13 protein-coding genes are annotated in these 14,971 nt (G+C 68.4%); 7 read left to right on the top strand and 6 right to left on the bottom strand.

From position 1 onward, the window contains the following. Window positions 1-17 precede the first annotated feature (17 nt). The 3 genes from FHR32_RS17920 to FHR32_RS43005 all read right to left on the bottom strand — a co-directional run bounded on the left by FHR32_RS17920 (window position 18) and on the right by FHR32_RS43005 (window position 1,656). Window positions 18-230, bottom strand: coding sequence for a cellulose binding domain-containing protein (locus FHR32_RS17920; protein WP_184755348.1), 213 nt, complete (start codon window positions 228-230; stop codon window positions 18-20). Between the two features lie 46 nt (window positions 231-276). Beyond that, complete coding sequence (locus tag FHR32_RS17915) at window positions 277-843, bottom strand: DUF5919 domain-containing protein (protein WP_184755347.1); 567 nt, start codon at window positions 841-843, stop codon at window positions 277-279. 603 nt (window positions 844-1,446) lie between these two features. Continuing rightward, complete coding sequence (locus tag FHR32_RS43005; protein WP_221465450.1) at window positions 1,447-1,656, bottom strand: hypothetical protein; 210 nt, start codon at window positions 1,654-1,656, stop codon at window positions 1,447-1,449. A 331-nt stretch (window positions 1,657-1,987) separates the two neighbouring features. Between FHR32_RS43005 and FHR32_RS43000 the strand changes: the two genes are divergently transcribed. The 3 genes from FHR32_RS43000 to FHR32_RS17900 all read left to right on the top strand — a co-directional run bounded on the left by FHR32_RS43000 (window position 1,988) and on the right by FHR32_RS17900 (window position 5,491). Next, window positions 1,988-2,302, top strand: a complete 315-nt coding sequence (locus FHR32_RS43000) for a hypothetical protein (RefSeq protein ID WP_221465449.1) — start codon at window positions 1,988-1,990, stop codon at window positions 2,300-2,302. 454 nt (window positions 2,303-2,756) lie between these two features. Further along, window positions 2,757-4,346 carry a cellulase family glycosylhydrolase gene (locus tag FHR32_RS44505; protein ID WP_184755345.1) on the top strand — a complete coding sequence of 530 codons (1,590 nt, stop codon included), beginning with the start codon at window positions 2,757-2,759 and terminating at the stop codon, window positions 4,344-4,346. A 344-nt stretch (window positions 4,347-4,690) separates the two neighbouring features. After that, window positions 4,691-5,491, top strand: a complete 801-nt coding sequence (locus FHR32_RS17900; RefSeq protein ID WP_184755344.1) for an Ig-like domain-containing protein — start codon at window positions 4,691-4,693, stop codon at window positions 5,489-5,491. A gap of 359 nt (window positions 5,492-5,850) precedes the next feature. Here the strand turns inward: FHR32_RS17900 and FHR32_RS17895 are convergent, their stop codons facing one another. Continuing rightward, a complete protein-coding gene (locus FHR32_RS17895; RefSeq protein WP_184755343.1) occupies window positions 5,851-6,060 on the bottom strand; it encodes a DUF6158 family protein in 210 nt (69 codons plus the stop codon). Window positions 6,061-6,500: 440 nt separating this feature from the next. On the opposite strand from FHR32_RS17895, the gene FHR32_RS17890 reads away from it, so the two are divergent. The 3 genes from FHR32_RS17890 (at window position 6,501) to FHR32_RS17880 (ending at window position 11,094) form a co-directional block, all read left to right on the top strand. Beyond that, complete coding sequence (locus FHR32_RS17890; protein WP_184755342.1) at window positions 6,501-9,440, top strand: glycoside hydrolase family 48 protein; 2,940 nt, start codon at window positions 6,501-6,503, stop codon at window positions 9,438-9,440. A 121-nt stretch (window positions 9,441-9,561) separates the two neighbouring features. Next, on the top strand, window positions 9,562-9,735 hold the full coding sequence (locus FHR32_RS17885; protein WP_184755341.1) for a hypothetical protein: 174 nt from the start codon (window positions 9,562-9,564) through the stop codon (window positions 9,733-9,735). A 3-nt stretch (window positions 9,736-9,738) separates the two neighbouring features. Then, entirely contained in the window at window positions 9,739-11,094 is a 1,356-nt protein-coding gene (locus FHR32_RS17880; protein WP_184755340.1) for a cellulase family glycosylhydrolase, read from the top strand. Between the two features lie 95 nt (window positions 11,095-11,189). On the opposite strand, the gene FHR32_RS17875 is transcribed toward FHR32_RS17880, so the two are convergent. Next, window positions 11,190-11,744, bottom strand: coding sequence for an SGNH/GDSL hydrolase family protein (locus tag FHR32_RS17875; RefSeq protein ID WP_184755339.1), 555 nt, complete (start codon window positions 11,742-11,744; stop codon window positions 11,190-11,192). A gap of 367 nt (window positions 11,745-12,111) precedes the next feature. Next, complete coding sequence (locus tag FHR32_RS17870; RefSeq protein ID WP_184755338.1) at window positions 12,112-13,137, bottom strand: neutral zinc metallopeptidase; 1,026 nt, start codon at window positions 13,135-13,137, stop codon at window positions 12,112-12,114. A 170-nt stretch (window positions 13,138-13,307) separates the two neighbouring features. Between FHR32_RS17870 and FHR32_RS17865 the strand changes: the two genes are divergently transcribed. After that, a complete protein-coding gene (locus FHR32_RS17865; RefSeq protein ID WP_184755337.1) occupies window positions 13,308-14,939 on the top strand; it encodes a DUF2207 domain-containing protein in 1,632 nt (543 codons plus the stop codon). Window positions 14,940-14,971: the final 32 nt, after the last annotated feature.

Genomic DNA, 14,971 nt, shown 5'->3' with positions numbered 1-14,971 from the left:
GCCGCCGCCCGCGTGGCTCAGCCCGAGGTGAAGGCCGACGGGGACGGGTTGACCCCGCTGTGGGTCCCGTTGAAGCCGAAGTTCGTCGACTGGCCCGGGGCCAGGTTCCCGTTCCAGGAGAGGTTCCCGGCGGTCACGTCGGCTCCGCTCTGGGCCGCCTCGGTCTCCCGGAGCCGGATGACCGGGAAACGATGACTGTGCAGGACTGGCGTTACGCCTGGAGCGGTCATCGACACGGCGAATCCTTCTGGGCCGAACTCGCTCGGCAACGCATCGCTACTGCTCGAAAAATCGCTCTGAAGCTAAACGGGGCGAATAATCGAATGATGTCGTGTAGTGATCAGCGAGCGTTCCCCCGTCGAGTCGGCGGAAGTGAAAGGTCGCATTGGCCGATGCGGGCTCGCCGTACGCGTGCGGGTTGACGAGGATCTCGTCGTCGTAGCGGAACAGGGAGGCGTACAGCGTCGTCCCGTGCAGCCGTACCTCACACCCATCGAGATCGGCGAGACCCCGGTAGTAGGTGAGAGACGAACGGATCTTGGCCGCCGGTGTGCCGCCCAACCCCTCCTCTCGATCGCGGATCTCTACGGCCTGGGAGTGAGGATCGCCGAAGCACAGGCGAACCGCCACGCCGCGTTGAGCCGCCTCGGTGATCATGCGGGCGACCTTCGGCTGTGCCTGGGCGTAGAACGTCCCGGAGAAGGCCAGCACGTCTACGTGCTCCTGGGCCTCGGTGAGAAGACGTAGCCACAGCTCACGCGACACGCTCGCCCGATCTGGATAGATCTCCAGCAGCTCGGAGCGGTTGGCCTCCCCTTTACGAGTATTGCTCTGTTGCAGCACGTCAGACCAGGGATAGGTCTCGTCGGCCGTGAGCGACTTCGCTGCTGCCCACCGGTGACGACGGTGTAACCGGTTCCGGCGGTGCGGACCGTGAAACTTTCACCGAACACGTGGGGCGCGAGGCACGCGGCCGGTCCACCGGTTCGCCTGCGCCCCTGGCGGCGAAGGCGGCCGGCGACCCCGAGCGCGCACGGCCGGACCGGACCCCGGCGGGCAGGCCACACGATCCGGACACACGGTCCGGGGCACGGGCGATAAATCGCCCTGATGGCCTTTTCGACCACACTGCGGACATAAATCAACTTTTCTAAACCCGGACACCCATTTAGCGATAAACAATAAGACAGAGTGCGGCGGCGTTTTCCCTTCAGCGTGCCATTCATTTGCCATTCTCCACCGACACTCGTGCGTCATTCTGTTACTTGTGGGGTATCTCTCAGCTACCGCCGTTCTTGCCGCTCTTAGGCGGAACCCGGATTTAAACGATATGGGGGAATAAGTGCTCGTTCGCAAGCACATATGGCTTCAAAGCATCCAACCCGGCAAGAGAGCCGGGGCTCTGGCCATCGCAACGATAACCAGCGGTCTTCTGATGGCGTCACCTCAGACGCAGGCGAACGCCGCCACCGCACAGGCGGAACTCCTCAGTTCCCGCCCGGCGACCCACGACCTCAGCGAGACCATGGGGCGCCACCTCGGCTCCGGCATGTTCGGCGCCTCCGAGCGCAGGACGAAGTGCCGGGCCGCCAGCACCCGCGAATGCTCGCGTGACTCGCCGGGTCCGCGCGGGGCGCAGGGCAAGCTGAGGGGCATCGCCGGTCCGCGCGGGCCGCAGGGCCTCCCGGGACCCGCCGGCGGTCCGGCCGGCCCCCTCGGGCCTGTCGGGCCCGTCGGGCCCGTCGGAGCGGCCGGACCCACCGGCCCCGCCGGACCCCTAGGACCCCAGGGCAAGAACGGCCCTCGCGGTCCCATCGGGCGCCCCGGACCCATCGGACCCATCGGGCGCCCCGGACCCATCGGACCCGCCGGACCCGACGGAGCTCCCGGATCGCGGGGTCAGGCCGGCGCCCGGGGCCCCGCCGGCCCCATGGGACCGAAGGGGCCGACCGGCCCGCAGGGTCCACTTGGACCCCCCGGGCCGGTCATGAGCATCGCCTCGACGTTCCAGGGCGGCACCGAGTTCACCGCGTACGCCCCGGGCAACGGCGCGACGCTGATCCGGGACCTGCGGCAGCCGGTCCCGCGCTGGAACGACCTCAGCTCGCTGGCGAACTATCCCGGGAAGGCGGTGGGCGTCACCGTGGCGCCCATGGGCAACAGCCTTCGCTTCACCGTGCTCAGCTCGACCGGCGCGATCGCCGCGACCTCCTGCACGGTCCAGCCCCAGCCGGGCACCGGCGGCAATCCCGCGTGGCCGAAGAACTGCACGGGTTTCGTCAACCACACTCCGCCTTACTGAGCGACACCCGGTTCGGAAGGATTACGACGAATGCCGCGCCCCGCGTTACCGGGGCGTGGCATTCGCCATTTCCCACCGAACACCGGACAAACATCATTCTTTCAGATCGGCGCGGGCAGCACGTATATCTGTATTTATCAGCCTACTAGCCATTAACGGCAAACACCCGGCTTGGAGGATTAAGTCCATTCGGCCGGCAGGCACCGCGCCGGCACGGAAAGCCCCGCCCGCGCCGGTGACGTGGGATCCATGAAACTTTCACGATACGGCCACCGAGGCGGGAGCCGTACCCTGCGAGCTAGAGGGGGTCGCGCGCCTTCCCCGGACGCGGAACGCTCCGGCCAGCGGTTGACGGGCGCCGGGTCGGCACCGAACGATAACGAACGCGACCGGCCGCAACTTTCGATCTCGGGGCCCCACCCCGCGAACAGATCCCATCCCCGAAGGGACCTTGATGAAAGTCCTGCGTGTTCGCAGGTGGTCGGCGGCGCTCGCGGCGCTCGTGACCACCTCGGCGCTGGCGGTCGCGCTCGGCTCCTCCCCCGCGGCTGCGGCGGGCGGAACCGGCACCGGCTACCTGCACACCTCCGGCAACAAGATCATCGACAGCACGGGGGCGACCGTCCGGCTGACCGGCATCAACTGGTTCGGCATGGAGACCGACAACAAGACGTTCCACGGGCTGTGGTCGAGCAACCCGTGGAAGGGGCAGATCGACAAGATGGCCTCGCTCGGCTACAACACGCTGCGGGTGCCGTTCTCCAACGACGCGCTCAAGCCGGGCGCGGTCGCCAGCGGCGTGAACGACTACGTGAATCCCGACCTGGTCGGCAACACCCCGCTGCAGATCCTGGACAAGGTCGTCGACTACGCCGGCAGCAAGGGCATGCGGATCATCCTGGACCGTCACCGCCCGACCGCCGCCGGGCAGTCGGCCCTCTGGTACGCCGCCGCGACGCCGGAGAGCACGTGGATCAACGACTGGAAGACGCTCGCCCAGCGCTACGCCGGCAACACCACCGTCATCGGCGCCGACCTGCACAACGAGCCGCACGCCGAGGGCACCAACCCGGCCGCCACCGGCGCCTGCTGGGGCTGTGGCGACACCACACGCGACTGGCGGCTGGCCGCCGAGCGGGCGGGCAACGCGGTGCTGTCGGTGAACCCCAACTGGCTGATCTTCGTCGAGGGCGTGAGCTGCCCGAGCGGCGGCCTGTCCAACGTCTGGGACAACGATCCCAGCAACGACGAGGACTGCGGCTGGTGGGGCGGCAACCTGTCCAAGGCCGGCCAGTTCCCCGTGCGGCTCAGCGTGCCCAACCGGCTGGTCTATTCTCCCCATGAATATGCCACTTCGGTTTACCACCAGACGTGGTTCGACGCGCCAAATTACCCGGCTAATATGCCTGCAATCTGGGACAAATACTGGGGCTATCTGTACAAGCAGAACATCGCCCCGATCATGATGGGCGAGTTCGGCACCACGCTTCAGGCGTCTGTGGACAAAATCTGGCTCCAGGAGCTGATGAAGTACACGGGTACCGGAGTGAACGGCATGTCGTTCACCTACTGGTCGTGGAACCCCAACTCCGGTGACACCGGCGGCATCGCCAAGGATGACTGGACCACAATTAACCAGGACAAACAGGATATCCTGCAGCCCTATCTGATCCCGCCGGTCGGTGGTGGAGGGAACGGAGGGGGCACCCCGACGCCCACCCCGACCCCGACCCCGGGCTCGGGCTCGGGCTCGTGCACCTCGTCGTACAAGCTCGTGAACTCCTGGCAGGGCGGCTTCCAGGGCGAGCTGACGGTCAAGAACACCGGCGGTTCGGCGCTCAGCGACTGGACGGCCACCTGGTCGATGCCGTCGGGTGTGACGCTCGCCAGCGCCTGGAACGCCACCGTCACGGCCAGCGGGACGACCTGGACGGCGAAGGGACCCGACTGGGCGAGGAATCTTCCCGCCGGGCAGTCGGTCACCATCGGCTTCACCGCCAACGGTCCCTCCGCCCCCGGCCCGGCCGCCGTCACCTGCTCCTGAGCCGGATCCTCACGACGGGCGGACCTACCCGCCGACACCACCGAGGGCGTGCCGCACGCGGCACGCCCTCGCATGGCTGACAGGGGCGGAATCGAGAGGCCGCGGCATGCCGCGGCCTCGGCCCGAAAGCGCCGAAATGGTCCGCCCCATTCGACAGCCCAGCCGGATTACCTTTATTTCTGGAAATAGCCGTCACAATTAAATGCCCTGCATGTCGTACGGCAAGGGCGCCTCCAGCGATCAGTAGACTCAGAGATAATTGCGCATCATCGGCAATGCGCCCGAACGGAGTAGCACTAAAAGAAAAGGGCAGCTTTATGATAAAAGCCAGTCATTCTCACATCGTGTCGCGACATATCGCCCGTTCCTGGCTGGTGGGAGGACTCATCGCCACGGTCGCGACAGGAGGCATCGTCGCGATGCCGCACATCGCGAGTGCCGCGGCATCGACGTCGGCGGCACTCGGCACGGCCGCGAACTCCACGGTTCCGGCCGGGGCCACGGGCACTGCGGCACGGTCCGATCGCCGGATCGCGCCTGAGACGACCGCCACGACACTGACCTCGTCCTGCGCCATGGGGCAGACGGGTCCGGTCATCTTCTTCGCGGCGGTCACGGCCTCGGGGCGCACCATTCCCACCGGCACGGTCGGATTCATCTCCGACAGGGGCAGGCTGGGCAGGGACCGGCTCGACACCGCCGGCCATGCGGTCCTGACCGCTCCCATCCTCTCCAAGGGCGTGCACCAGGTCGTCGCCAAATATCCGGGCACCAACCGGCTGAAGGCCAGCACCTCACCCATGCTGACCCAGCGGGTCAGCCCCAACGGACTCTGTCCCGCGAAGCCCGGGAACAGCGGGGGCCGGGAGCGTCAGGAGGAAGGCCGCACCAACCTCCCGAGAAAGCACGACGGCTCACGGCCGGCGCACGACGGCTCACGGCCGGCGCACGACGGCTCGCGACCGGTCAAAATCGCCAGGACCAGGCCGGAGCGGACGGACGCGGGCGGCCCCGCGGTGACCATCCGTCGTGATCCGCGCGTCGTCGCCAGACACAACGCCGGGCATGAGAGCAGGCCCACCGCGGAACACGCGAGCAGGCAGCGCGCGGAACACGCGAAAAATCATTCGTACCACTGGCTGTGAACCTGTGCGGACGACGGTGAATCCAGACAGGTGACCATAGGGAAGATCGCACCGGGCCGTGCGCCCGTGTCACCGGAACCGGCCGCCTGACCGCTCGTGGGGCCCGCCTGTTCCGTTCAGGCGGGCCCCGCTCCGGCAGGGAGTGCCGGTCGGCTCCCACGGACGTACCGAGCGGCTCTGAGAGCTCGCGGAGCAGATCCTTTTCCGTTCGAAGGTCCCGATCCCGTCCGGGGAGGCACCGGACGGTGCCGGCAGACGGCCGCTCGACGGGGCGGCCGCCCACCGGCCGGGTGCTCATCGGCCGGCCGTTGATGTGACCCGGCTCCCCTGCCCCCGGGATGGATCCGTGATCTCCGCCCTCAGCGGCGGGCCGTCTCCTCCGGGACGGGCGGGTCATCGCCTCTCTCGCGGCGGTCAACCTCTTCTTCCAGCTCATGCGTGCGCGACGCGTGGTCGTCGAGGGCATCCTCGGAACCGGTCAGGATGGTCTCCAACCAGGTCTCCTCGAGCTGGTCAAGCTCATCGCGCAGATCTCGCACGCTCAGGTTTCTCGGGTCGGCTCTGTTCATGGCTCCAGCTTCTACCCACTCAGCGAACCAGTCATCCCTATTCATAGCGGGATATATCACACTCCAAACCGAGCCCAGCGGTGGTGATCCCGCGAGAAACATCCGGGTTTCCCCCTTGTTTTCCGGCCCCTACCGGCGGCTGGCGGGGGTCGGGACGTGCCGCGAACCGAGGGACGGCTTACGGAGCAAGCGCTCGGCACCGTAAGGCGCGGAGGTCTGAAAGTTTCACGGTCGGGAAACTCGCCCGCGCGGATCGCAGCAGCCTGACGGCATGTCCCCTGAAACCTGGACGTAACGCAGGACACATGCCATTGACATCCCGAGGACCGTCTCCAGAATCTTGCTTGGGAGCGCTCCCACCTCTCTTCTCCCCCGCTCCACCCGACGTGAGCCCCCCACCAGGGGCTTTGCATCGGAACCATCCCTGGAGGACCTTTTCGATGCCTCAATTTCCTGCCAAAACGGGAGCGCTCCCACACTTCCGGAGACGGGTCGCCGCGCTGGCGCTGCTCAGCCTGGCGGCCGGAACGACCACCGCGCTGGCAGCCTCACCCGCATTCGCCGCGGTCTCCTGCGATGTCACCTACGCGACCAACGACTGGCAGGGTGGCTTCACCGCCAACGTGTCGATCAAGAACCTGGGTGACCCGCTGAACGGCTGGACCCTCGGGTTCGCCTTCCCCGACGCCTCGCAGAAGGTCACCCAGGGCTGGAGCGCCACCTGGTCGCAGAGCGGCCAGAACGTCACCGCCAAGAACCTGGACTGGAACGGCAACCTGGCCACCGGGGCCTCGACCAGCATCGGCTTCAACGGAAGCTGGTCCGGGTCCAACCCCAAGCCGACCAGCTTCACGATCAACGGCGTCGCCTGCGGCGGGACCGGCCCCGTCAACCAGGCCCCCACCGCGAGCATCACCAAGCCGCTCGCGGGTGCCACCTTCACCGCGCCCGCCACGGTGGACATCACCGCCAACGCCGCCGACAGCGACGGCACGGTCGCCAAGGTCGAGTTCTTCAACGGCACGACCCTGCTGGGCACCGACACCACCGCGCCGTACGCCTACAGCTGGGCGAACGTGGCGGCCGGCGACTACTCGCTCACCGCGAAGGCGACCGACGACAAGGGCGCGAGCACGACCTCCTCCCCGGTCGGGATCAGCGTTCAGGCCAACGCCGCCCCCGCGGTGCTCCTCACCCCGGCCACGATCGCCGTCCCCGAGGGCGGCAGCGCGGACCTCTCGGTCAAGCTCTCCAAGGCCCCGGCCGCGAACGTCACCGTGACGACCGCCAGGACGAGCGGCGACGCCGACCTGACCGTCTCCTCCGGCGGCTCGCTGACCTTCACCACGGCCAACTGGAACACCGCGCAGACGGTGAGGATCGCCGCCGCCGAGGACGCCGACCAGGCCTCGGGCAGCGCGGAGTTCACCTCGACCGCCCCCGGTCACACCTCGGCCAAGGCGACCGCCACCGAGGTGGACAACGACAGCGCGGGCGGCGACAACGAGTACATCAAGCGCTTCACCACGATGTACAACAAGCTCAAGGATCCGGCGAACGGCTACTTCTCACCGCAGGGCGTGCCGTACCACTCGGTGGAGACCTTCATGGTGGAGGCTCCCGACCACGGGCACGAGACCACCTCCGAGGCCTACAGCTACTACCTGTGGCTGGAGGCGGCCTACGGCAAGGTGACCGGCGACTGGAGCAAGTTCAACGACGCCTGGGCCTCGATGGAGAAGTACATCATCCCCTCCGCCGCGGACCAGCCGACCAACTCCTTCTACAACCCGTCCAAGCCCGCCACCTACGCCGGTGAGTGGGACGACGTCAAGCAGTACCCCTCCAAGCTGGACAACGGCGTCAGCGTCGGCAGCGACCCGATCGCGAACGAGCTGAAGAGCGCCTACGGCACCAGCGACGTGTACGGCATGCACTGGCTGCTCGACGTGGACAACACCTACGGCTACGGCCGCTGCGGCGACGGCACCACCAAGCCCGCCTACATCAACACCTACCAGCGCGGCCCGGAGGAGTCGGTCTTCGAGACCATCCCCCAGCCGTCCTGTGACACCTTCAAGCACGGCGGCAAGAACGGCTACCTGGACCTGTTCACCGGGGACAGCAGCTACGCCAAGCAGTGGAAGTACACCAACGCCCCCGACGCCGACGCCCGCGCCGTCCAGGCCGCCTACTGGGCGTACACCTGGGCCAAGGAGCAGGGCAAGGAGACGCAGGTCGCCTCCTCGGTCTCCAAGGCCGCGAAGATGGGTGACTACCTGCGCTACGCGATGTACGACAAGTACTTCAAGAAACAGGGCTGCACCAGCACATCGTGCGCGGCCGGCACCGGCAAGGACAGCTCGGCCTACCTGCTGAGCTGGTACTACGCCTGGGGCGGCGCCAACGACACCTCCGCGGGCTGGGCCTGGCGGATCGGCGCCAGCCACAACCACTCCGGCTACCAGAACCCGATGGCGGCCTGGGCCCTGTCCACCGTGGACGTGCTCAAGCCCAAGGGCGCGACCGCCGTACAGGACTGGGGCACCAGCCTGACGCGGCAGCTGGAGTTCTACCGCTGGCTGCAGTCGAGCGAGGGCGCGATCGCCGGCGGCGCGACCAACAGCTGGCAGGGCCACTACGCGGCCCCGCCGTCCACACTGCCCACCTTCTACGGCATGGCCTACGACTGGCAGCCGGTCTACCACGACCCGCCGTCGAACCAGTGGTTCGGCTTCCAGGCCTGGTCGATGGAGCGGGTCGCGGAGCTCTACTACACGACCGGCAACACCGCCGCCAAACAGGTGCTGGACAAGTGGGTCAAGTGGGCGACCGACAACACCACGGTCAACGCCGACGGGACCTTCCAGATCCCCTCGACCCTGGTGTGGACCGGCCAGCCGGACACCTGGAACGCGAGCAACCCGGGCGCCAACGCCGGGCTGCACGTCAGCATCCGGGACTACACCAGCGACGTCGGCGTGGCGGGCTCCTACGCCAAGGTGCTCACCTACTACGCCGCCAAGTCCGGTAACGCCACGGCCAAGGCCATCGCCAAGGGCCTGCTCGACGGCATCTGGAAGAACAACCAGGACGCCAAGGGCGTCTCGGTGCCCGAGACCAAGGCCGACTACAACCGTCTCAACGACCCGGTCTACGTCCCGCCGGGCTGGACCGGCAAGATGCCCAACGGCGACGTGATCGACTCGAACTCCACCTTCATGTCGATCCGGTCCTTCTACAAGAACGACCCGGACTGGCCGAAGGTCGACGCGTATCTGAAGGGCACCGGCCCCGCGCCGACCTTCAACTACCACCGGTTCTGGGCCCAGGTCGACGTGGCCGTCGCCCTGGCCGAGTACGGCCGGCTCTTCCCCTGACCGGGCGAACAGGCCGGTCCGACCGGTCGCTGACCAGCTCAACCCTCCCCTGAGACCTCGGGGCGTGGCGGCACCCCTGACCTGCCGCCATGCCCCGAGCACCACCTCCGAGAGGCACCCCATGAAGAACTCCCCGGCGGCACTCGCCCTGCCGGCCCTGGTGGCCGTGCCGGTGCCGGTCGCCCAGGCCGCCGCGGCGCCGCAGTTCAGCTACGGCGAGGCATCGATGCCTCCTGCGGCGGCTCCGACCTGGACGGCGTCCACCCGGCCGGCCCTCCCCACCCAACCGAGGTAGATCATGAGAACACGAGTGGCGATGCTCGCCGCGCTCTTCCTGTCGTTCTTCATCTCGATGCCCGCCGCCCACGCCGCCACCGGCCTGCACGTGAGCGGCACGAAGATCCTTGAGGCGAACGACACCCCGTTCGTCATGCGCGGCACCAGCCACGCGCATACCTGGTACCCGACCCAGACCGCCTCCTTCGCGGACATCAAGTCCCTCGGCGCGAACACGGTGCGCGTGGTGCTGAGCGGCGGCCGCTGGACCGCCAACAGCGTCTCCGACGTGGCCAACGTCGTGTCGCTGTGCAAGCAGAACAAGCTCATCTGCGTGCTGGAGGACCACGACACCACCGGGTACGGCGAGGCGAGCGACGCCCGCACCCTTGACCAGGCCGTCGACTACTGGATCAGCGTGAAGAGCGCGCTCGTCGGCCAGGAGGACTACGTCGTCCTCGACATCGGCAACGAGCCCTTCGGCAACACCGCCACCACCCCCGGCTGGACCCAGGCCACCTCCGCCGCGATCACCCGGCTGCGCAGCAACGGCTTCCAGAACCTGATCATGGTGGACGCGCCCAACTGGGGCCAGGACTGGGGCTTCACCATGCGCGACAACGCGAGCACGGTGTTCGCCGCCGACCCGCAGCGCAACACCGTCTTCTCCATCCACATGTACGGCGTGTTCGACACGGCCGCCGAGGTCACCGACTACATCCAGCGGTTCCAGACCGCCGGGCTGCCCCTGGTGATCGGCGAGTTCGGGTTCAACCACTCCGACGGCAACCCGGACGAGGACACGATCATGGCCCAGTCGCAGGCCAAGGGCGTCGGCTACCTCGGCTGGTCCTGGAGCGGCAACGGCGGTGGCGTCGAATACCTCGACCAGGTGACCAACTTCAACGCCTCCAGCCTGACCAGCTGGGGCCAGCGGCTCTTCAACGGCGCGAACGGCATCGCCCAGACCTCCGTGCAGGCCACGATCTACGGCGGGGGCGACACCCCCGACACCCAGGCCCCGACGACGCCGGGCAAGCCCACCGCCTCGGCCACCACCACCTTCACCACCACCGGCCAGAGCGGCTCCGGCTGCACCTCCACCTACAAAACCGTCAACTCCTGGCAGGGCGGCTTCCAGGGCGACGTCACCGTCAAATGCACCACCGCCGTCACCAACTGGAAGAGCGTGCTCACCTACCCCGCAGGCGTGAACGTCACCCAGTCCTGGAACTCCGCCTACACCGCCTCCGGCACCACCTTCACCTTCACCAACGCCGCCTGGAACGGCACCATCCCCGCAGGAGGCTCCACCACCTACGGCTTCATCGGCACCTGGAACGGCTCCGGCACCCCACCCACCCCCACCCTCTCCTGAGAGCGTGCGGGCGAGGTCACCGACGTGCTCACCGCGCCGGGGCCTCGCCCGCTCGGCGAGAGCGGCGACTCGGAGCACCGGGGTGAACGGGAGGGTCACCGGGGCGCCGGCCCGAACCCATCCTCGTGTAGTGCCGTGACCAGCCAGTGTGCGAGCCGTACGTGTCCGGCGAGGGTGGGGTGGACGCCGTCGGGCAGGATCAGTTCGTGGCTCCAGTGCTCGCCGAGCGGGTCCAGGAAGGTCGCCCCCTCCTCGTCGGCGGCGATCGCCACGGCGTCCCTGACGCCATAGGCCCACCGGGGAGCCCTGGCCATCCAGAGAGGGCCGATGACGACGACCCTGGTCTGCGGCCAGCTGGTGCGGACGAGTTCGAGCAGACGCCGGGCGGCCGCGTGCACCTTGTCGAAACCGGTGCGGCGGTCGTTGTGCCCGCCGGAGATGATCAGCAGGTCGGGGGCCGGGCGCCAGGAGAGCTCCTCGGTGAAGGACTCCTGGAAGGTCCGCTTCACCGGGCCGCGGTTGACGAAGCCCGTCCCCGCCGCCCCCGCGGTGACGAGCTGCCAGCCCAGCTCGCGCGCGGCCTTCGCGGCGTAGGTGTCCCACCGCTCGACCGGGCCCGATCCCACGGTGAAGCTGTCTCCAACGATCATGACCAGCGGTGCCGGGGCCCGGGTTCCGCGGACCGCCACGGCGTCGCTCGCCGGCGGAGACCCGCCGACCGTCGCGGTGCATGCCGATATAAGGCAACAAATCACCACAAGAACCGCAGCTATGCCTGCTCGGGGTCGTCCACGCACAGGCCCGCGCATGCCACCTCGGGAGGCTCTAGGCTGCCGACATGGGTACTGGCCCCGTCGGGCGCGATGCCCGGCGGGATCATTTTGAGCAGGTCGGCATTGTATCCAGCCGAGATCGCCGGAGTCGGCTCTTACTCGCCGAAGTGGTGAATTGGTGGTGTATCCCGTGACCGCGCTCAGCGTCCGCCTCGGCGGACGCGCCGGCGCTCGGAGGCGGGAGTCAGCTGACCTGTGAGGCGGGGACGGCCCAGGTGTTGCAGTAGCCGATCCTGGCGTACTTCCAGCCCTGCTGGAGCCATCCGGCGTAGTGGTCGCCGGTGCCGTGGTCGCGGATGCCCCCTCCGCCCTGGTCGTCGCCGCGACTGTACTCCGTCTGCAGCACCTCGTTCCAGCGGGCGCCGGTGACGCCGAGCGAGGTCCGGACGGTACGGACGAAGACCCCCGCCATGCACTGGGCCTGAAGCTCGTTGCGACGGGAGTACGCGTTCTGGGCGGTCTTGGACTTGTCCGCGACCTCCCACCACCAGGCGCCGCCGATCCCCGCCATCGTCTGCACGTGATGGCCGTACTCGTGGGCGAGCACGGCCAGATACGGGACGTGGTTGCTGGCCGGGTCGGTCTGGCCGGTCTGCTCGATGAGATGGGTCAGGCCGATGTACATACCCCGGTTGGACGGGCAGTAGTAGGCGGCGAACCGGGGATTGGGGTAGGTGCCGCAGGGGCCCCGGCCCGGACGGGACCAGTAGACCCGGCGTGGCTGCAGGAAGACCGCTCCGGCCTGGGAGAACTTCCCCGACCAGGCCCGGTCCAGGCAGCCGGTGACCGCGTTGAGGTAGTTCAGCATGTCGGCGGGCCTGGTCGAGGGCCGGGGAGCGCGGCAGGTGGTGGGGCGCATGGTGCCGGTGCCGTACAGCGGGTTGCGCTTGAGCCGGGCGGAGGTGTCGGAGCGTCGCATGGCGCGGAGATCGACGGCCATTCTCTGCTGGGCGGCCAGCGTGATCTCGGTGTCGCCCATCGACCCGAGTTTCAGCGTGGGCGGCGGCCCGAACCTCGGCGGGGTGACCTCCGCGTCCTCAGCCGGCGGGATCCCGGCATTTCTGGTCGCTATGGGACCGGCTCCCGGCGTGGCCGGAACCTCCGCCTCGTCCCCCCCGGCCAGCCCGGCGATCACCACGACAGCGGCGAACGTCATGGCCAGGACACCGAAGACACCAAAGGCCAGAGGGCTCGATCCGCGTGGGCGCATGTGTCCGCCTTCTCCAGGGTGGGGATCTCCGGGCGGCAATCTAGCGGATATCAGCCTACGTAGGTTTATTGACCGAAAAATAGGGATCGGGGGTGGCAGTCAGTGGCGCGTGGTTCTCGATAGGCTCCCGAGCCATGGCGGGATCTGTTTTGCACCGAGCGGCCGGGAGTATGGCCGCGGTTGCCACACTTGCGCTGGCCCTGAGCGCCTCTCCGGCCCTCGCGGCCGGCACGGCGGGCACGGCGTCCATCCAGGCGGGCAAAGTAGCCGACGACACGGTCACCCTCGAACTACGGCAGGACGGCACACTGCACGTCACCGAGAGCGTCACCTTCGAAGGCACCCCGCCGACGCGGACGCTGGTCGACCGCACGCGCTACGACGACGGCAGCGACCGCCTCTACCAGGTCGTCAACCTCAAGGGCGACGCCACGCTGCAAGGCGACTCGATCACGCTGAAGGGCTCGGGCACCGCCAAGCTGGAATACGACGTCAAGGGCGCGGTGACCCCGCTGGCCGACGCCCAGGAGCTGCGGTGGTACGCCGTGGGAGCCTGGTCCGTCCCGGTCACCCAGGCCAAGGTCACGGTTACCGGCCCGGGCCAGCTCCAGAGCCTGTCCTGCTTCGCGGGCGTGCTGTCCTCCGCGATCGGCTGCACCACCGCGTCACCCGACCACACCGGGGCCACCGCGGAGTTCGAGCAGCAGGAGCTGGGCGCCGGCGAGGTGCTCACCGTGGTCATCGGCTACCCGTCGGGCGCCACCAAGGGCGGCCCGATCCTGGAGCGCCGCTTCGAGCTGTCCAACGCCTTCACTCTGAACGCCGTCACCGGCGGGGCGCTGGCGGGTCTGCTGGTCCTGATGCTCGGCGGCCTCGGCCTGGTCTACTGGACGCGAGGCCGCGACGCCCGCGTGGTCGGCCACGAGTCCGGCTCGCTCAGCGCGGTCGAGAACGGCCACTTCGCCCCGCCGGACGGTGTGCGCCCCGGTCAGATCGGCACGCTCATGGACGAGCAGGCCGATGTGATCGACGTGACCGCCACGATCGTGGACCTGGCCGTCCGGGGCTACATCCGGATCGACGAGCAGCCCCGGCAGGCCTACGACTCGCCTGACTGGACTCTGGTCCGGCTGCCCAGTGCCCCGACCAGCTCGCTGTTGTCGTATGAGCGCGCCCTCTACGACGCCATCTTCGACGGTCGAGACGCGGTCCTGCTCTCCCACCTCCAGGGCTCGTTCGCGACCAACCTCGGCAAGGTCCGCGACGCGCTCTACCGCGACGTGGTCACCCAGGGCTGGTTCGCCCGCCGCCCCGACACCGTGCGCACCCGCTGGACGACCATCGGCGTGGTGCTCACCGTGGCCGGAGTCCTCGCCACCGTCGCACTGGCCTGGTTCACCACGTACGGCCTGCTCGGCCTGGCCCTGATCATCGCGGGCGCCGCCATGGCCGTCGGCGGCCAGTACATGCCCGCCAAGACCTCCAAGGGCGCGGGAGCGCTCGCCCACACCCTCGGGTTCCGGGAGTATCTGGCCTCCGGCGACGTCGGCGGGAACATCCCCCCGGCCCAGCGGGTGGAGCTGTTCTCCCGCTACCTGCCCTATGCCGTGATCTTCGACAACGTCGAGCGCTGGGCGCGTGTGGTCTCCTCGGTCAACGGCAACGGCCAGCAGGCCGACAACCTGTACTGGTACCACGGCCCGGCCGAATGGGACCTGTCCAAGTTCGCCGACTCGATGCGGACCTTCACCATGACGACCTCGGGCGCGATCTCCTCCACCCGCCAGTTCCGCTCCCTCTGAAGCTCTCGAAGAGTGCCGGGAGGGCGCCCGGA

Source organism: Streptosporangium album (assembly GCF_014203795.1).
GTDB classification, from domain to species: Bacteria; Actinomycetota; Actinomycetes; order Streptosporangiales; family Streptosporangiaceae; genus Streptosporangium; species Streptosporangium album.
The sequence above is the reverse complement of the archived record's forward strand: the minus strand, read 5'-3'. Positions and strand labels throughout refer to the sequence as shown.